The sequence below is a fragment of the Nocardia sp. 852002-20019_SCH5090214 genome (genome assembly GCF_001665865.1).
Taxonomy (GTDB): domain Bacteria; phylum Actinomycetota; class Actinomycetes; order Mycobacteriales; family Mycobacteriaceae; genus Nocardia; species Nocardia nova.
Map to the genome: position 1 here is coordinate 42,151 of NZ_LZMK01000364.1, position 15,815 is coordinate 57,965.

Annotated in this window: 17 protein-coding genes; 9 read left to right on the forward strand and 8 right to left on the reverse strand. The window is 68.3% G+C overall.

Going from position 1 to position 15,815, the window contains the following annotated elements; genetic code table 11:
- Positions 1-28 precede the first annotated feature (28 nt).
- A complete protein-coding gene (locus A5780_RS27880) occupies positions 29-613 on the reverse strand; it encodes a helix-turn-helix domain-containing protein (RefSeq protein WP_064910203.1) in 585 nt (194 codons plus the stop codon).
- A 251-nt stretch (positions 614-864) separates the two neighbouring features.
- Here A5780_RS27880 and A5780_RS27885 point away from each other — a divergent pair, with 251 nt between their 5' ends.
- Entirely contained in the window at positions 865-2,565 is a 1,701-nt protein-coding gene (locus tag A5780_RS27885) for a cutinase family protein (RefSeq protein ID WP_064910205.1), read from the forward strand.
- 54 nt (positions 2,566-2,619) lie between these two features.
- On the opposite strand, the gene A5780_RS27890 is transcribed toward A5780_RS27885, so the two are convergent.
- The 3 genes from A5780_RS27890 to A5780_RS27900 form a co-directional block, all read right to left on the reverse strand.
- Positions 2,620-3,639, reverse strand: a complete 1,020-nt coding sequence (locus A5780_RS27890) for an LLM class flavin-dependent oxidoreductase (protein ID WP_064910207.1) — start codon at positions 3,637-3,639, stop codon at positions 2,620-2,622.
- Between the two features lie 33 nt (positions 3,640-3,672).
- A complete protein-coding gene (locus A5780_RS27895; RefSeq protein ID WP_227463096.1) occupies positions 3,673-4,029 on the reverse strand; it encodes a helix-turn-helix transcriptional regulator in 357 nt (118 codons plus the stop codon).
- 105 nt (positions 4,030-4,134) lie between these two features.
- Entirely contained in the window at positions 4,135-5,394 is a 1,260-nt protein-coding gene (locus A5780_RS27900) for an MFS transporter (protein WP_064910209.1), read from the reverse strand.
- Positions 5,395-5,583: 189 nt separating this feature from the next.
- Between A5780_RS27900 and A5780_RS27905 the strand changes: the two genes are divergently transcribed.
- The gene (locus A5780_RS27905; RefSeq protein ID WP_064910285.1) at positions 5,584-7,119 is read left to right on the forward strand and encodes an FAD-binding protein; all 1,536 of its coding nucleotides are present in this window, start codon (positions 5,584-5,586) and stop codon (positions 7,117-7,119) included.
- On the opposite strand, the gene A5780_RS27910 is transcribed toward A5780_RS27905, so the two are convergent.
- Positions 7,116-7,706, reverse strand: a complete 591-nt coding sequence (locus tag A5780_RS27910) for a helix-turn-helix domain-containing protein (protein WP_063014320.1) — start codon at positions 7,704-7,706, stop codon at positions 7,116-7,118. The genes A5780_RS27905 and A5780_RS27910 overlap by 4 nt on opposite strands.
- Positions 7,707-7,784: 78 nt before the next feature.
- Here A5780_RS27910 and A5780_RS27915 point away from each other — a divergent pair, with 78 nt between their 5' ends.
- Both A5780_RS27915 and A5780_RS27920 read left to right on the forward strand, forming a co-directional pair.
- Complete coding sequence (locus A5780_RS27915; protein WP_063014407.1) at positions 7,785-8,807, forward strand: NAD(P)/FAD-dependent oxidoreductase; 1,023 nt, start codon at positions 7,785-7,787, stop codon at positions 8,805-8,807.
- 26 nt (positions 8,808-8,833) lie between these two features.
- Positions 8,834-9,529 (forward strand): class I SAM-dependent methyltransferase, encoded by a 696-nt coding sequence (locus A5780_RS27920; protein ID WP_082940730.1) that lies wholly within the window; start codon positions 8,834-8,836, stop codon positions 9,527-9,529.
- A gap of 11 nt (positions 9,530-9,540) precedes the next feature.
- On the opposite strand, the gene A5780_RS27925 is transcribed toward A5780_RS27920, so the two are convergent.
- Positions 9,541-10,071 carry an NUDIX hydrolase gene (locus A5780_RS27925; protein ID WP_063014322.1) on the reverse strand — a complete coding sequence of 177 codons (531 nt, stop codon included), beginning with the start codon at positions 10,069-10,071 and terminating at the stop codon, positions 9,541-9,543.
- 96 nt (positions 10,072-10,167) lie between these two features.
- Here A5780_RS27925 and A5780_RS27930 point away from each other — a divergent pair, with 96 nt between their 5' ends.
- From A5780_RS27930 to A5780_RS27940, 3 genes are read left to right on the forward strand one after another with little or no spacing between them, the layout of a single operon-like run.
- Positions 10,168-10,839 (forward strand): class I SAM-dependent methyltransferase, encoded by a 672-nt coding sequence (locus A5780_RS27930; protein WP_064910210.1) that lies wholly within the window; start codon positions 10,168-10,170, stop codon positions 10,837-10,839.
- A 12-nt stretch (positions 10,840-10,851) separates the two neighbouring features.
- Positions 10,852-12,414, forward strand: coding sequence for an NAD(P)/FAD-dependent oxidoreductase (locus A5780_RS27935; protein WP_064910212.1), 1,563 nt, complete (start codon positions 10,852-10,854; stop codon positions 12,412-12,414).
- Between the two features lie 36 nt (positions 12,415-12,450).
- Complete coding sequence (locus A5780_RS27940) at positions 12,451-12,804, forward strand: glyoxalase superfamily protein (protein ID WP_063014409.1); 354 nt, start codon at positions 12,451-12,453, stop codon at positions 12,802-12,804.
- Between the two features lie 12 nt (positions 12,805-12,816).
- Here A5780_RS27940 and A5780_RS27945 read toward each other — a convergent pair whose 3' ends face one another.
- Positions 12,817-13,377 (reverse strand): dihydrofolate reductase family protein, encoded by a 561-nt coding sequence (locus tag A5780_RS27945; protein WP_064906329.1) that lies wholly within the window; start codon positions 13,375-13,377, stop codon positions 12,817-12,819.
- A 126-nt stretch (positions 13,378-13,503) separates the two neighbouring features.
- Positions 13,504-14,103: a GDSL-type esterase/lipase family protein gene (locus tag A5780_RS27950; protein WP_231953371.1), complete on the reverse strand. Its 600-nt coding sequence runs from the start codon at positions 14,101-14,103 to the stop codon at positions 13,504-13,506.
- A gap of 114 nt (positions 14,104-14,217) precedes the next feature.
- On the opposite strand from A5780_RS27950, the gene A5780_RS27955 reads away from it, so the two are divergent.
- Positions 14,218-14,991, forward strand: a complete 774-nt coding sequence (locus tag A5780_RS27955; RefSeq protein ID WP_064910214.1) for a 2OG-Fe(II) oxygenase — start codon at positions 14,218-14,220, stop codon at positions 14,989-14,991.
- On the forward strand, positions 14,978-15,748 hold the full coding sequence (locus tag A5780_RS27960; protein ID WP_227463097.1) for an SDR family NAD(P)-dependent oxidoreductase: 771 nt from the start codon (positions 14,978-14,980) through the stop codon (positions 15,746-15,748). Before A5780_RS27955 ends, A5780_RS27960 begins: the two co-directional genes overlap by 14 nt.
- The last annotated feature ends 67 nt before the right edge of the window (positions 15,749-15,815 follow it).

Below are 15,815 nucleotides of genomic sequence, written 5' to 3' on the forward strand. Positions count from 1 at the left end.
ATTCACCGATCCGCCGCGCCTGGCGAATTCAGTTCGGGCGGTAGCGCGCTCGCAGGTGGAAACGTTCGCCCTGGGGACCGAGGATGCTCAGGAATTCCACCGGGCGGGCGTCGGCGTTGCCGAACCAGTGCGGAAGGTGGGTGTCGAATTCGGCGACCTCGCCGGTGCCGAGTATCAGGTCGTGGTCGCCGAGCACCACGCGCAACCGGCCGTCGAGCACATACAGCCAGTGGTAACCCTCGTGCGAGCGCAGCGCCGGCTCGCGGTGACCGCCTCCGGCGGGCAGGATCTGGCGGAATACCTGCAGGCCACCCGGATTGCGAGTCAGCGGGATGACGGTCATGCCGTCGCGTGTGAACGGTTGTGGATAGACGCGGGGGTCACCGCTCGCCGGGGCGCCGATCAGTTCGTCCAGCGGAATCCGGTAGGTCCGGGCGAGTGCCAGCAACTGTTCGAGTCCGGGTTTGCGCTGCCCGGACTCGAGCCGCGACAGGGTGCTGACCGGAATCGCTGTTCCGGCCGAAAGCTCGGCCAGCGTCCTGCCGCTACGTCGGCGCAACTCACGCAGCCGTGGTCCCAGCGCTGCCACTACCGGTTCGAAGCCGTCGTCCACGCCCTCACCGTGACCGGTGGCGCGCCCCGAACGCAAAGAAATTTGCCGGATCGTCAAAGTGGTCGTCGTCGCGGCGGAGAAAAAGGCCTTATCGCTGCGGGAAGGCTTCGTGTTTACACGTCGCGGTTCAGATCACAGAACTGTTCCGGCTGGTAACACCGGGCCTGTGGTTCCCGACACCTCTCGTGACACACACGGCCCGTCGGGGGGCCTGTCCCGCTTTCTTGTCGGACCGAATTGGGGATCAGGACATGGCTCTTCGCGAGTTCATCAAACGGCACCGCATTGCCTCTGCGGCCGCCGGACCAGCAGTTTTGGGGGTGGCGGCCATTGTCGCGGCCTCGTGGGGCCTGATGGCGACGCCCGAGACCCGCGATACGCGGCTCACCTCGTCGGTCACCGAATGTCATGACATGGTGACCATCTCGGTGGCCGGTCGCAACGACAGCCCGGACCCGAACAAGACGGCCATGCTGGTCGACGCGAACGGCAATGCGCTGCCGGCGGCGCTGTCGAGTGATTACAGCAGTCACTGGGTCGATCCGGTGGTCAACGCACCCGCCGACAAGGTCGATCCGGGTTCCTATGCCGCGGTGTATGTCGCGTATCCGGCGAATATGAGCACCTACGAGCAAGCGGTCGACACCGGTGTGGCCAATGCCGAGAAGGTCATGCACGACATCGCGCAGGCCTGCCCGGACACCAAGTTCTCCATCGTCGGCTACAGCGAGGGCGCCGACGTCGCGCGCCGCGTGGCCATGGGCATCGGCCACGATCAGCCGGGCGCCGACGGCAAATACGATGTCGTCGACCCGAAGAACGTTCTGGGCGTGGTGATTCTGGCGGATGCCGGTCGTACCGCGGGCGATGGTCCGTTCCCCGGCGCCCAGGATCCCAACCATCCCGACGGTTTCGATCAGAACTACCAGAACGGCAACAAGCCGATCTCCGGACAGGGCGCGCTGCCCGACCAGGCCGGCGACTTCGGTGCGCTGAACGGCAAGGTCGCCTCCTTCTGCTCCGAAGGCGATCTCACGTGCGCTGCGCCGCAGAACATTTCGCTGCTGCAGCTGGCCGCGAACGTGGGCCGGCAGTTGAACGTCGACGCCTTGCAGAACGAGGGGCTGACGCCCGCGACGGGTCAGGACGTGGCGGTCACGCTGGGCCGGATCGCGATGAACGCCTTCTCCTACATCGCATCGCAGCCGAATTGGATGGCCAGTAACGAGACCTTCCTGCAGGTGCTGCTGAAGGTGTCCGAGCCGGGCTACAAGCCGGGCGACAATCCGCCCGCACCCGCTCCGGCACAGTCGATTTCGACCGATCAGATGGCGCCGCTGGCCTATCTGCCGCAGAAGGTGCTCAACGAGATCATCGGCCTGATCGTCACCAACCAGAACACGATCCCGGTGATCATGAGTGATCCGTACCAGCTGACCCTGGGCCCCAACGGCACCGGTCACCACTTCGACTACTGGCGCGATTCGGATGCCGCGAACGGCAAGCCGATGACCTCGGCCGAGTATGCGGCGGCGTGGCTCACCCATCTGGCGCAGCAGGCGCAGGCGGGTCAGCAGATCGACCCGAAGTCGCAGCCGACCCAGGCCGACGTCCAGGCGGCATACAAGACCGTCCAGGACACCAAGGCGGCGGACGCCAAGGCGGCGACGACCACGAGCCCGGCACCGACCACCACTGCGCCCGCGCCGACGACCGCGACGCCGACGACCACCAGCAGCAGCACGGCGCCGACCACCACGCAGGCCCCGGCCACCACGACTACCACCGTCGCGCCGGCCGAACCGCCGGCTCGGACGCAGGTCGCGGCCCCGGTCGAGACCACGGCACCGCCCACCACCCAGTCGCCCACCACCCAGTCGACCACCACCGAGCCGACGACGACGCAGCCGACCACCACGTCGGCGGCGCCGACCACGACGGCCACGAAGTAGCCGACCCCAGGTGAGCCGACAACGGCCGGGCCCGTAGCAACGGGCCCGGCCGTTTCAGTTGGCCGCTCGCTCGGCGAGCATCGCGGACGCGGTCAGTTCGACCGATCGGACGCGGTCGGCGATATCGGTGGCGTGGTGGACGAGAATCAGCTCGTCGGCTCCGATCGAGGCGGCGAATTCGTCGAGGTAGTCGCGCACTTCGTCGGCGGTGCCGGCGGCGGTGTAGCGCGTCATCGAGGACAGCTGGGCGCCGTTCGGGGAGGCGAGGAAGGCGTCGATCTCCGCGTCGGTGAAGGTCGCCGTGCCGGCGCCGCGGGAGATCATCATGCGGGCGCGGGCCCGGTAGGAGACGGTCTTCTGCGCGATCGCCGCGTCGTGGGTCTCGGCGGCGAACACGTTGGCGCCGGCCATCACATACGGTTCGGAAAGCTGTTCGGAGGCTTGGAACTTCTCGCGGTAGACCTGGACCGCCTGGTGGAGTGCGTCGGGTGCGAAGTGCGATGCGAACGCGTACGGGAGGCCGAGATGCGCCGCGAGCTGGGCACCGAACAGCGAGGAACCCAGAATGTAGAGCGGCACGATGCCTTCCGCACGTGGCACGGCCTCCACACCCGGGATCCGCGACCGGCCGCTCAGATATCCCTGCAGCTCCAGAACGTCTTGCGGGAACGAGTCGGCCGAATGCGGATCGCGGCGCAGGGCGAGCATCGTCTTCTGATCGCTGCCGGGCGCGCGGCCGAGGCCGAGATCGATGCGGCCGGGGAAGAGCGTTTCGAGAGTGCCGAACTGTTCGGCGATGACCAGCGGGGAATGGTTGGGCAGCATGATGCCGCCCGCACCGAGCCGGATGGTCTCGGTGTGTTCGGCCACATGGCCGATAAGCACGCTGGTGGCGCTGGATGCGATCGAGCGCATGTTGTGGTGTTCGGCGTACCAGACGCGCCGATATCCGCTGCGCTCGGCGGCCTGGGCGAGGGCGACGCTGTTGGCGAAACTCTCGCGCGCGGTCGCGCCGGGTGCCACCGACGCCAGGTCGAGGATGGACAGGGCGGTGGGCCCAGTGGCGGTAGGCATGGTCGCTGCCTTTCGTACTCGGGGGTGCGTGGATCAGAGCACGCGGTGTAGTCGGTCGGTGAAGTGCCGGATGCGGGCCTCGTCGCGGCGGTAGTACGTCCACTGCCCGCGCCGGGTGGCGACGAGGAAGCCCGCGCGCTGCAGTACCGCCAGATGGGCGGAGATGGTCGAGGCCGACGTTCCGGCCCGCCGCTGGATCAGTCCGACGCACACGCCGAGTTCAGCCGAATCCTGTTCCAGCTCAGCGAAATTCGCGTGCGGGTCTTTGAGCCAGTGCAGGATCTGCAGCCTGGTCCGGTTGGCCAGGGCCTTGCATTCCTCGAGCATCTCGCATTCGGCCTCGCTCACCTCCGCGAGGTCTCCCGCGCGGACCGATCCGCTGTCGCGCACATCCACCATCCTTCGGCATTTCGCTAATTAACGAATTTAGGCGCCCAACAGCGGACCGGCACTGTGTCGCTCATCACCCGGGTCGCTCAGCACCCGGGTCGCCGGTCACCCCTGCCGCATCGGCTCCGGCGCCGGCTGCGGTTCCACCACGTCGTCCGCGTCGACGTATCCGCCTCGGAACAGCAGCAACGGCGTGGCCAGCAACAGCACACCGGCGACGGCGAGTGCGGTGCGCGGGCCGGTGAGTTGCGCCAGCACGCCCCAGAGTGCGGTCAGTATCGCGGTGGTGGCCTTTCCGGTGATCGACCACGCCGTCAGCATGCGTGCCACCACTCCCGGATCCGTGCGCTGCAGGCGGTAGGTCGCCATCACCGGATTGAAGATCCCGATGCTCGCGATGAGACCGGCCTCGACGAGAATCACCAGCACCAGACCATCGAGCCCCGCGGTGATCCCTGCCAATCCGATCGGCCAGCAGGCCCTCAGGCTGCCGGCGACCAGGACGATCCGGCGTTCCCCGTACCGCCGGACCAGCCGGGGCGACAGCCGGGAGCCGAGCAGGCCCGCCAGGCAGGGGATTCCGAATGCCAGCCCGTACTGCCAGGTCGGAAAGCCGAGGCGACCGAGCATCAGCACGGCCAGCACCGGCGCGGTCGCCATGATCAGCCCGTTCACGGCGACGGAGTTGAGAAACAGCGGCCGCAGTCCAGGATGGGCCAGCAGATAGCGCCAGCCCGCGAACAGATCGGCGGCGCGGGTGCGCGTGGCCTTCCCGCGATCCGGACGCGGTTCGCCGGCGCGGATCGAGCCGAGCGCCGCGGCGGACAGCAGATAGCTGCACGCGTCCGCGAGGACGGTCGTGACCGGACCGAACAATCCGATCGCGGTACCGCCCAGCGGCGGCCCCAGCGCGGTCGCGGTCCAGGTGGTGGATTCGAATCTGCCGTTGGCGGCGAGCAGATCCTCCTGCGAGACAACGCTTTTCAGGTAGGCGCCACTCGCCGCGCGGAAGGCGATATCGGCCGCGGCCACCACGACGGAGACGACGAGCAGTTGCGCGTAACCGAGTACGCCGAAGGCGAAGGCGACCGGAATACTGAGCATGGCGGCGAAGCGCAGCAGATCGGTCGCGACCATCACCGGACGTTTCGGCCGGTACTCGACCCAGGGGCCGAGCGGCAGGGCGAGCAACACGCCGACCGCGAGACCGGCGGCGGCCAGTGCCGAGACCGCGCCCGGTCCGGTGTGCAGCACGCGGATCGCGATCAGGGGTAGCGCATCCAGAGCCAGGTAGGTGCCGAAGGTGCTCACCGCGTAGGCGGACCAGAGCCGGGTGAACGAGGTGCCCAGCGAACGATTCATCATCGAGGGGATCGAAGCAATCGGCCCGGGCGGCGCGCAAACAACCGACACGCGCGCGGCCACAACCGCCGGTTGTATCGCGGTGACACGGATCGGCCGCGGCGACCACCCCGTTCCTGCCCATCGGGATCATCGGTGACGCGTGGGCGCCGAGCGCTTACCGTGAGCACAGACGAGTGCTGGGAGTGTGCGGTGACGGACTGGAACGAAGAAGTCGATGTACTGGTCGCGGGTTCGGGCGGCGGTTTGGCCGGCGCCTATACCGCTGCGCGGGAGGGACTTTCGGTGGCCGTGGTGGAGGCGACCGAGAAATTCGGCGGCACCACCTCGTATTCGGGCGGCGGCGGAGTGTGGTTTCCGTGCAACCCGGTGCTGCGGCGGGCCGGTGTGGACGACACCTTCGAGGACGCGCTCACCTATTTCCGCGCGGTCGTCGGTGATCGCACACCCGCCGACCTGCAGGAGACCTATATCCGCAACGGCGCCCGGGTGATCGAGTACCTGGAGAGCGACGACAGTTTCGAATTCCAGATGTTCCCGTGGCCGGATTATTTCGGGGCGGCGCCGAAGGCTCGTACCGACGGTAAGCGTCATATCGTTCCGGCGCCGCTGCCCGCCGCGACGCTGGGGGAACTCGCCGCAGCCGTGCGCGGCCCGCTGGGGACCGATCGGCTGGGCGAGCCGCAGCCGAAATATCTGATCGGCGGCCGCGCCCTGGTCGGGCGGTTCCTGCTGGCGCTGTCGAAGTACCCCCACGTCTCGCTGCAGCTGAACACCCCGCTCGTCGAGCTGGTCACCGAGAACGGCGCGGTGGTCGGCGCGATCGTGGAACGCGAGGGCACGCGAGTCGCCATCCGGGCCCGCAAGGGAGTTCTGCTGGCGGCGGGCGGTTTCGAAGGCAACGACGACCTGCGCCGGCGCTTCGGCGTCCCCGGACGAGCGCGGGACACCATGGGGCCCTGGGGAAATCAGGGCAGGGCGCACGAGGCCGGAATGGCGGTCGGCGCCGATACCGATCTGATGGATCAGGCGTGGTGGTCGCCGGGAATGATTCATCCCGACGGCCGTGCGGCGTTCGCACTGTGGTTCACCGGGGGCATATTCGTCGACGGGGCCGGACAGCGTTTCGTCAACGAATCCGCACCCTACGACCGGCTGGGCCGCGACATCATCGCCCGCCTGGACGAGGGTTCCATGACACTGCCGTTCTGGATGATCTACGACGACAGCGCCGGCCCGGTACCACCGGTGCAGGCCAGCAACGTGCCGATGGTCGATCACGAGGAGTATGTGCGGGCGCGGCTGCGGCACAGTGCGGCGACCCTGGACGAACTCGCCGAGAAGATCGGCGTTCCGGCGCAGGCGCTGGCCGACACCGTGAACCGATTCAACGACTTCGCCGACCGCGGCGTCGACGAGGATTTCGGGCGCGGTGACGAGGCCTACGATCGCGCCTTCTCGGAAGGAAAGTCACCGCTGGTGCCGATTCGGAAGGGACCTTTCCACGCCGCCGCCTTCGGCATCTCCGACCTGGGCACCAAGGGCGGGTTGCGCACCGATACGACCGCTCGGGTGCTGAACGAATCCGGCACCCCGATTCCCGGGCTGTACGCCGCGGGTAACACCATGGCCGCGGTGAGCGGAACCGTCTATCCCGGCGGCGGTAATCCGATCGGGGCATCGGTGCTGTTCAGCCATCTGGCCGCGCTGGATATGGCCGGACGCTAGTCCCCGCCGGCTCTGGGGCGGGCGCGCACGTGGGCGCGCTCGCCCTGTTTGCCGAACAGGCTCAGGAATTCGACGGACTGTTCGTCGGCCGGGCCGAACCAGTGCGGGACGCGAGTATCGAATTCGGCGGCCTCGCCCGGGGCCAGCACGAGGTCGTGTTCGCCGAGGATCAGGCGGAGACGTCCATTGAGGACGTAGAGCCACTCGTACCCCTCGTGGGTCTGCGGATCCGGTTCGCCGCGGCGGTTCTCGGGGTGGATCACCATCTTGTAGGCCTGAATGCCGCCCGCGCGCCGGGTCAGCGGCAGCATGGTCATCCCGTGCCGGGTGATCGGTCGCAGATGGATGCGCGGGTCGCCGGTGGGCGGGGCGTCGACGAGTTCGTCGAGCGTGACGCCGTGGGCCCGGGCCAGCGGCAGCAGCAGTTCGAGGGTCGGCTTGCGGTCGCCCGATTCCAGGCGGGACAGGGTGCTCACCGAGATGCCGGTCGTCGTGGACAGATCGGCGAGCGTGGTCTGGCGTTGTTGCCGCAGTGCGCGCAGCCGCGGGCCCACGGCGTCGAGCGCTCGGTCCAGGTTCTCGTCCATGCCTCCAGTTTGCCATTTCAGCAAAGATGTTTGCCATGTTCTCCACGTATCCGGCACGGTGGACGCCAGGAGGTGGTCATGGTGACCGATGAGCTGAACAGCAACTACGACGTGGTGATCGTCGGCGGTGGGGCAGCGGGGTTGAACGGCGCGTTGATGCTGGCGCGGGCCCGCCGATCGGTGGCGGTGGTCGACGCCGGCGCACCCCGCAACGCCCCGGCCGACGGGGTGCACGGACTGCTCGGCCGGGAAGGGATGCCGCCGGCGGAACTGCTCGCCCGCGGCCGCACCGAGGTGCGCGGCTACGGCGGGCACATCGTGTCCGGTGAGATCACCGGCGCTGTCCGCGAGGACGGCGAATTTCTCCTCGAACTCGCGGACGGGCGGACCGTGCGAGCGCGCCGCCTGCTGGTGACCACCGGCTTGGTCGACGAGATTCCGGATATCGCGGGCCTGCGGGAACGCTGGGGCCGCGATGTCGTGCACTGCCCGTACTGCCACGGATGGGAGGTCCGGGACCGCGGGATCGGGGTGATCGCCAACGGCCCGATGTCCGTCCACGGCGCGCTGCTGTTCCGGCAGTGGACCGACGATGTCGTCCTGTTCACCCACACCATGGACGCACCCGGCGGCGAGGAGGCGGAAAAGCTTGCCGCGCGGGGCATTCCGGTGATCACGGGGGAAGTGGCGGCGCTGGAGGTCGCCGGAGACCACATCACCGGTGTGCGGCTCGCCGACGGAACGGTGGTGGCACGCGAGGTGATCACCGTCGGCCCGCGCATGGTCGCGCGGTCCGAGATCCTTCGCAAACTCGGTCTCGAGCCTGTCGACCATCCCTCGGGCGCAGGCGAATACATTGCCACCGATGCGATGGGCCGCACCGACGTTCCGGGCGTGTGGGCGGCGGGCAATGTCACCGACCTGAGCGCACAGGTGGGTGCGGCGGCCGCCGCGGGCGCGTTCGCGGCCGCGCAGATCAATGCCGATCTGGTGGAGGAGGAGACGCGCCGGGCGGTGGAACGGCATCGACGCGGATTCTCCGCCGACGATGAGAGGGAGCTCGCCGACCGCGTGCTCGGCGATCGGCGCCACGGCCTGTGAACTCGCACCCCACCGAAGGAGCCGACATGAGCGGCAGCCATCCGACCGGCGGCGACACGACCGGTGACCACGCACACCACGAGCATCGGCACGGCTCCGCCGGGCGTGAATTCGACCGGCACTATTGGGAACAGCGTTATCACGGCGCCGGTTCGGCGTCGGAGAGCGAACCCAATCCCCACCTCATCGGCGAACTCGCCGGCCTGCCGCCCGGCACGGCCCTGGACGCCGGCTGCGGTGAGGGCGCGGAGGCGATCTGGCTGGCCCGGCAGGGCTGGCGGGTCACCGCCGTCGATATCGCGGCGGCGGCCGTCGCGCGCGGCAGGGAGCGCGCCGATCGGGCCGGCCGCGACATCGCCGGCCGAATCGATTGGCACGCAGCGGATATGACGCAGTGGGACGCGGGCGAGAACCACTTCGACCTGGTCTGCGCATGCTACGTACACCCGGTCGATTCGAACGACGCCCTGTTCGAGCGCCTGGCCGCCGCCGTGGCGCCGGGCGGAACGCTGTTCATCGTCGGCCACGCCCCCGGGGATCACGAGTCGGCCGCCCACACCTCCGCTTCCCACGTGCACGTCACCGCCGAGCAGATTGCCGCCGGATTGGCGCCGGATCGCTGGGATGTTCAGCTGGTCGAGAGCCGGACGCGATCGGTCGTCCGTTCGAACGGGGAGTCGATCACACTGCGGGACAGCGTTTTCCGAGCCCGGAGGCGTTGACCACCGCCGGATCAGCGGCGCTCGTGGAGCAGGAGGAGACCGTAGGCGGCGATGGTCTGCGAGTCGGTGATCTCGCCGGTGCGGATCATCCGTTCCACGACGCCGCGCTCGAACCACTGGGACCGCATGTCCTGTTCTTCGGGTTCGCGTTCGGGTTCGCCCGCGGTGAGACCGGTGGCCAGGTAGGCGTGGCCGCGTTGGGCCAGCGTGGCCGGTGCGGCGTCGAGGATGCCGAGGTGGGTGAGGTCGGCGGCGCGCAGACCGGTCTCCTCGCGCAGTTCGCGGCGGGCGATCTCGACCGGGTCGTCGGACTCGCCACCCGGCAGCGCGCCCGCCGGGAACTCCCAGCACCGTTGTCCCAGTGGGTATCTGAACTGCTCGACCAGATGCAGACGGTCGCCCTCCAGCGGCACCACCACCGCGAATTCCGCCCGGTGGACCACGCCGTAGATGCCGGTGGAGCCGTCGGCGCGGCGAATACTGTCCTCGCGGACCTCGATCCAGGGATTTCGATACACGATGCGGGAGGTGAGCGTTCTCATCCGTCCGCCTCCCGGTGCTGCGTCGAGGTGGCCATGCCGCGACCTTACGCGCCGAAACCCGGAAGGGTCCGGGCTCGACGTGGGTAGGCTGCCGGAGTGAATGCGAATTCCGATGCGGTCGCGGCCGCATACGACGGGGTGGCGGAGCTCTACACCAACCTCTTCCGGGATGCGATGGTGAACGCGCCGGTCGATCGGGCGATGCTGGGGCTGTTCGCGGAGCTGGTACAGGCCGAGGACCGCGGGCCGGTGGCAGACCTGGGATGTGGTCCGGGCCGGATCACCGGATATCTGGATGGGTTGGGGCTGAACACCTTCGGGCTCGACGCCTCGGCGGAAATGATCCGGATGGCCCGCGAGGTCCATCCGCATCTGCGATTCGAACAGGGCTCGATGGAGAAGCTGGACGTCGCCGACGGCGGGTTCGGCGCAATTGTGGCCTGGTACAGCATCATTCATATGCAGCCGGAGCAATTGCCGGATCTGTTCGCGGAATTCGCTCGCGCACTGGCCGCCGACGGTTATCTCATGCTGGCGTTCCAGGCGGCCGACGACGGCGCCGACCGGCAACCGTACGACCACAAGGTGGCGCCGGTGGTGCGGTGGTCTCCCGAACGCCTCACGCAGATGCTGCGGCCGCACGGGTTCGTCCCGGTGGCCCGGATGGTGCGACCCCCGGAACCCGACGAGCGGTGCCCGCACGGATATCTGCTGGTACGCAAGTCCGCGACACCCGGCGGATCGGACGCGGGTCGCGCGGATTCGTGATATCCAGGGCTGATGCGCGACTCCTATGACGTCGTCATCGTCGGCGACGGGCACAACGGGCTGGTGGCCGCGGCGTACCTGGCGCGCGCCGGACTGTCGGTACTGGTCCTCGAGCGGCAGGACCATACCGGTGGAGCGGCGGTGTCGGAGCAGGTGTTCGCCGGGATCGATGCGCGACTGTCGCGGTATTCGTATCTGGTGAGTCTGCTTCCGGATCGGATCGTCCGGGATCTGGATCTGCGGTTCCGTACCCGCGAGCGGCGGATCTCGTCGTACACGCCGGTCGGCGACACCGGGTTGCTCGTCGACACGGCCGATGCCGGACGAACCCGCGAGAGCTTTCGCCGGGTCACCGGATCCGATGCGGATTTCGAGGCGTGGCAACGGTTCTACGCGACGACCGCGCGGGCCGCGCAGCGGATCTTTCCGACCATGCTGCGGCCGCTGCCCACCCGTACCGAACTACAGCGGGTGCTCGACGATCCGGACGCCTGGGAGATGCTGTTCGAGCGGCCGCTCGGCGAAACCGTCGAGGCGCGATTCCGGGACGACACCGTGCGCGGCGTGGTCTTCACCGATGCGCTGATCGGCACGTTCACGCACGCGCACGATCCGGAGTTGCGGCAGAATCGCTGCTTCCTCTACCACGTGATCGGCAACGGGACCGGCGAGTGGAACGTGCCGGTCGGCGGGATGGGCGCGCTGACCGATGCCCTCGCCGATGCGGCGCTGCGGGCGGGTGCGCGGGTGCGCACGTCGTGCACGGTGACCGGGATCGACACCGACGGCGACACAGCGCAGGTCCGGTTCGACACGCCGGACGAATCCGGCCTGGCCGATGCCCGCCACGTCCTGGTCAACGCGGCGCCCGCGACCCTCGCCCGGCTGTCGGGCGAGCCGGTCGACGCGCTGCCCGAGGGCAGTCAGTTCAAGGTGAACATGCTGCTGCGCCGGCTCCCCCGGCTGCGCACCGAGATCGATCCGCGCGCGGCGTTCTCGGGCACGTTCCACATCGCGGAGGGATACGACCAGCTCGAACGGGCCTATCGCGAGGCGGCCGGCGGGCGATTCCCGAGCGCCCCGCCATCGGAGATCTACTGCCATACGCTGACGGATCCGTCGATTCTCGGTTCCAAGGCCGCCGAACAGGGCATGCATACACTGACCCTGTTCGGTTTGCACACTCCGGCAACTCTTTTCGAGCACGGCTCACGCGACGAACTGCTGGCTTCGACGCTGCGACAACTGGATGCCGTTCTGGCCGAGCCGCTTTCCGGCTGTCTCGCCACGGATGCGAACGGCGATCCGTGTATCGAGGCCAGAACCCCGTTGGAATTGGAGGCCGAACTCGGCCTGCCACGCGGCCATATCTTCCACGGCGACTTGGATTTTCCGTTTCGCACCGACGACGATTCCGCGCCCGCCGCTCGGTGGGGAGTCGGCACGGGCCATCGCAACATATTCCGGTGCGGTGCCGGCGCGGTCCGCGGCGGTGGCGTGAGCGGAATCGGCGGTCACAACGCGGCCATGGCGGTACTGGAGATTATGGGCCGCACCGCCCCCGCGGCGGACTAGCATTACCGACCGATGCCCGGCGGACAGGAGAACCGCATGCGCACCCATCGCATCTTGCCCAACCTTCGAGTGGCCGATATCGAGGCCGCCCGCGATTTCTACACCGAATTCCTCGGCCTGAGCACCGAGGAATTCGATATGGGCTGGGTTGCCCGCTACACGTCCCCGGATACGGGCGCCGCCATCCAGCTCGTCACGCAGGACGCGGCCGCGCCTGCGGACTCCGTCGCGTCGGTGCTGGTGGACGACGTCGACGCCGCCTATGCGCAGGCGCAACGACTCGGCTACGAGATCGTCCATCCCCTTACCACCGAGCCCTGGGGAGTTCGCCGGTTCCTGGTCCGCGCCCCGGACGGCAACGTGCTCAATATCGTCCGCCACCGCGAATGAGTGGCGGGCCGGTCAGCCGAAGCTGGGTCGCACCACCGAATTGCCGGTGACCCGATAGGTGGTGAGGAGGACGCCGTTGTCGAGCACCTCGGATTCGGCGAGGGCGAGGGTGGCTTCCGGCTCGACGGACTCGAACAGCCGCAGGCCGCTGCCCAGCAGGACAGGGTAGACGACCAAGCGGTACTCGTCGACCAGTTCGTGCTCGCGCAGGTACTTCACCAGCGAAGCGCTGCCGAAGACCAGCAGGTTCTGCTCGGTCCGCAGTTTCGCGATGCCGGCGGCGAGATCGCCCTCGATGCGCTGAGCGTTCCACTCCAGCTCACGCAGCGAATCGGTCGCCACATACTTGGGCATGCTGTTCATCTTGTCCTTGTACGCACCCTCTTCCGGGTGGTCCGGCCAGGACGCGGCGAACATCTGATACGTGGTGCGGCCCAGCAGCAAGGCGTCGACCGCCTCCAGCTCACCGGATTTGTACTTCGCGATGCCGTCGCACCAGAAGGGTGCGGTCCACAGCGGATCCTGGATGAATCCGTCCAGCGAAACGAACTCGGCGACAACGATCTTCCCCATGATTGACCTGCTCCTCTGCAACCTCTCACCGGCCCGGTCGGCCGATGCGTTCGAACCATGAAGACGGGACGAACAACGCTAACTAATCGGTGCGAAGAAAAACGCGGTGCGGAGAAATACGGCGGATCAGCTCACCGTGGGGAGACGGGTGCGAGGTTCGGTCAGCCATTGCAGCCAGTGCGGGCCGATCATGGCCGCCAGTTGCTCGTAGCCCGGCGCGCCGGGGTGGTAGCCGTCGCCCACGCGCAGTTCGCGCATCCAGATGTCGTTGTGGCGCAGCGGTTGGTGAACGCGAAGATACTGAACCTGTTCGCCGGAACACATTTCGGTGAACCGATCGTCCAATTCGACTGTGCGCGTGTTCTGTTCGTCGTCGATACAGGGCGGGGGCGCGACCACCAGGACGGTCCAGTCGAGTTCGGCGCAGCGGCGCAGCATGCGGCGGAGATTGGCCGCGGACTCGTCGGCCGGCACCCGGATCGCCCCGTTTTCCCACAGCGTGTCGTTGACGCCGAAGGAGAAGACGACCCGCGCGTCGACCTCGCCGGATAATCGCTGTCCGCATTCAGCCTCCCAGCGGGCGGCGATATCGGAGGAGGTCTGGCGTCGCACCCCGAGGTTGTAATAGGTCAGCGGTATTCCTGCCGCTGTCGCACGCCCGGCGAGCCGGCCCGCCCACCCGAGACACTGCGGATCTCCCAGTCCCGCAACCAGAGAATCTCCCACGAAACAGACCCGAACGTCGCGCACCACCGGGTGATGGTTGCACAAACCGGGACGAACTCGGCGCGGTACCGGGAAGGCAATAAGATCGGCGGGGTAGTCCGGGAGGGAGCTTGTATGTTGTCCGAGGCGCCGTTGCCGCGCTGGTTCATCGATCTGCTGGCACATCGGCGATGGATTCGCCGCACCCGCCCCTTCCCCCACGTCTACGTCCGCGACGTCTTCGTCGCCGAGTTCTACCAGCGGCTCGCGATCGAATTCGAACGAGTGCGCACCGATCACCGGGACCTGTTCGGTCCGGTTGCCGCGGGCTACGGCGCCTCCGGCGCGAGCCTGACCCGGATGCGCAACGGACCGCTCGAGGTCTTCCTGTCGCGCGCCTGGCACGACCTGATCGAACGGGTCGCGGGCGTCCCTGCCAGCGGCGACGTGGAGGGCTCACTTCATCATCACCCGCCGGGGAGTCCGCGCGGCTGGCCGCACCACGACCTCACCCCGGCCTGGTTCCCGGGGGCGGCGCCCGGGCCGGACACGGTCGGCCTGCCGGGCGACGATATCGATCTGAAGTCCGGCGCCCGGCCCGCGGGGGTGCCGGCGCGTGAAATGGTGCGCGCCGTCGCGGTGCTGTTCTATCTGGGCAACGGCGAATGGCAACCGGGCGACGGCGGCGAGACGGGACTGTTCGCCGATATCGGCGCCGCGGAGCCGACACCCACGGTGGTCGTTCCGCCACTGGACAATTCGATGGTCGTCTTCGAATGCACGCCGCGGTCCTGGCACACCTTCCTCGGCGGCAACACCGCGGCCCGCAACAGTGTGGTGATGTGGTTGCACCGGCCCAAGGAGCAGGCGGCGAGCCGCTGGGGAGGGGACCGCATTGTCCAGTGGTGACAGCCGTCGAGTGTGCCTGCTCACCGGGGCGGGTGGGCGATTGGGCGATGCGTTCTGCCGCGCGTACTACCGGGACTACGACATCGTGGCCGTCTGCCGCAATCGGGTTCCGGCCGCGCCCTCCCAGGAGGAATGGTTCATCGATCCGCTGGAACCCTGGCAGCCGGTTCCGGAGAACGACTCCCGCATCTTCGTCGTGCGCGCCGATCTGCGCCGCGAGGGCGAGGCCGAGCGAGTGGTGGATCTGGCACTGGCGAAATTCGGCGGGGTCGATCTGCTGGTCAACAATGCGGCGCAGCTGGATCTGCAGCCGAACGGCCTGGTCGACGGCGACACCGCCCTCGACGCGCTCGCCCCGCAGTTCGCGATGAACGTCGAGGTGCCGCTGCGACTGGCGACGCGGCTCGCACAGCGTTGCTGGCTGCATCGCGGCGACGAGAATCGGGCGCGCAATCGCAATATCGTCAACGTCTCGAGTTTGTCCGGATCCCGGGTCTACTCCGGCGGGCAGGCCGTCTATTCCGCGACCAAGGCCGCACTCGACCACCTGACCAGGCATATCGCCGCGGAATTCGCCGAATTCGGGGTCCGCGCGAATGCCGTCGCCCCCAATTCCTTTCCCGCGCTGGTGCCGACGGAGCTGGTCGCGGCCGCGATCGCCGAACTCGACACCGGCACCATGACCGGCGGTATCTTCAGCGTCGGCGACACCGACGCACTCGAACCCGTCACGGCCGGCTCGGGACCGCCCGGGTGACGCTGCGCCCTGCCGGTCCGCGAAGACCCGGGCGCTCGCGCGGTGGCCTCGGCCCGAGCGAGCGGAG

What these genes read in the sequence shown, in the direction of transcription:
- A5780_RS27945 (WP_064906329.1), bottom strand. Translation starts at nt 13,377, where the DNA reads ATGGGGAAGATCGTTGTCGCCGAGTTCGTTTCGCTGGACGGATTCATC.
- A5780_RS27900 (WP_064910209.1), bottom strand. Translation starts at nt 5,394, where the DNA reads ATGATGAATCGTTCGCTGGGCACCTCGTTCACCCGGCTCTGGTCCGCC.
- A5780_RS27925 (WP_063014322.1), bottom strand. Translation starts at nt 10,071, where the DNA reads ATGAGAACGCTCACCTCCCGCATCGTGTATCGAAATCCCTGGATCGAG.
- A5780_RS27955 (WP_064910214.1), top strand. Translation starts at nt 14,218, where the DNA reads ATGTTGTCCGAGGCGCCGTTGCCGCGCTGGTTCATCGATCTGCTGGCA.
- A5780_RS27940 (WP_063014409.1), top strand. Translation starts at nt 12,451, where the DNA reads ATGCGCACCCATCGCATCTTGCCCAACCTTCGAGTGGCCGATATCGAG.
- A5780_RS27915 (WP_063014407.1), top strand. Translation starts at nt 7,785, where the DNA reads ATGGTGACCGATGAGCTGAACAGCAACTACGACGTGGTGATCGTCGGC.
- A5780_RS27885 (WP_064910205.1), top strand. Translation starts at nt 865, where the DNA reads ATGGCTCTTCGCGAGTTCATCAAACGGCACCGCATTGCCTCTGCGGCC.
- A5780_RS27920 (WP_082940730.1), top strand. Translation starts at nt 8,834, where the DNA reads ATGAGCGGCAGCCATCCGACCGGCGGCGACACGACCGGTGACCACGCA.
- A5780_RS27935 (WP_064910212.1), top strand. Translation starts at nt 10,852, where the DNA reads ATGCGCGACTCCTATGACGTCGTCATCGTCGGCGACGGGCACAACGGG.
- A5780_RS27910 (WP_063014320.1), bottom strand. Translation starts at nt 7,706, where the DNA reads ATGGACGAGAACCTGGACCGAGCGCTCGACGCCGTGGGCCCGCGGCTG.
- A5780_RS27890 (WP_064910207.1), bottom strand. Translation starts at nt 3,639, where the DNA reads ATGCCTACCGCCACTGGGCCCACCGCCCTGTCCATCCTCGACCTGGCG.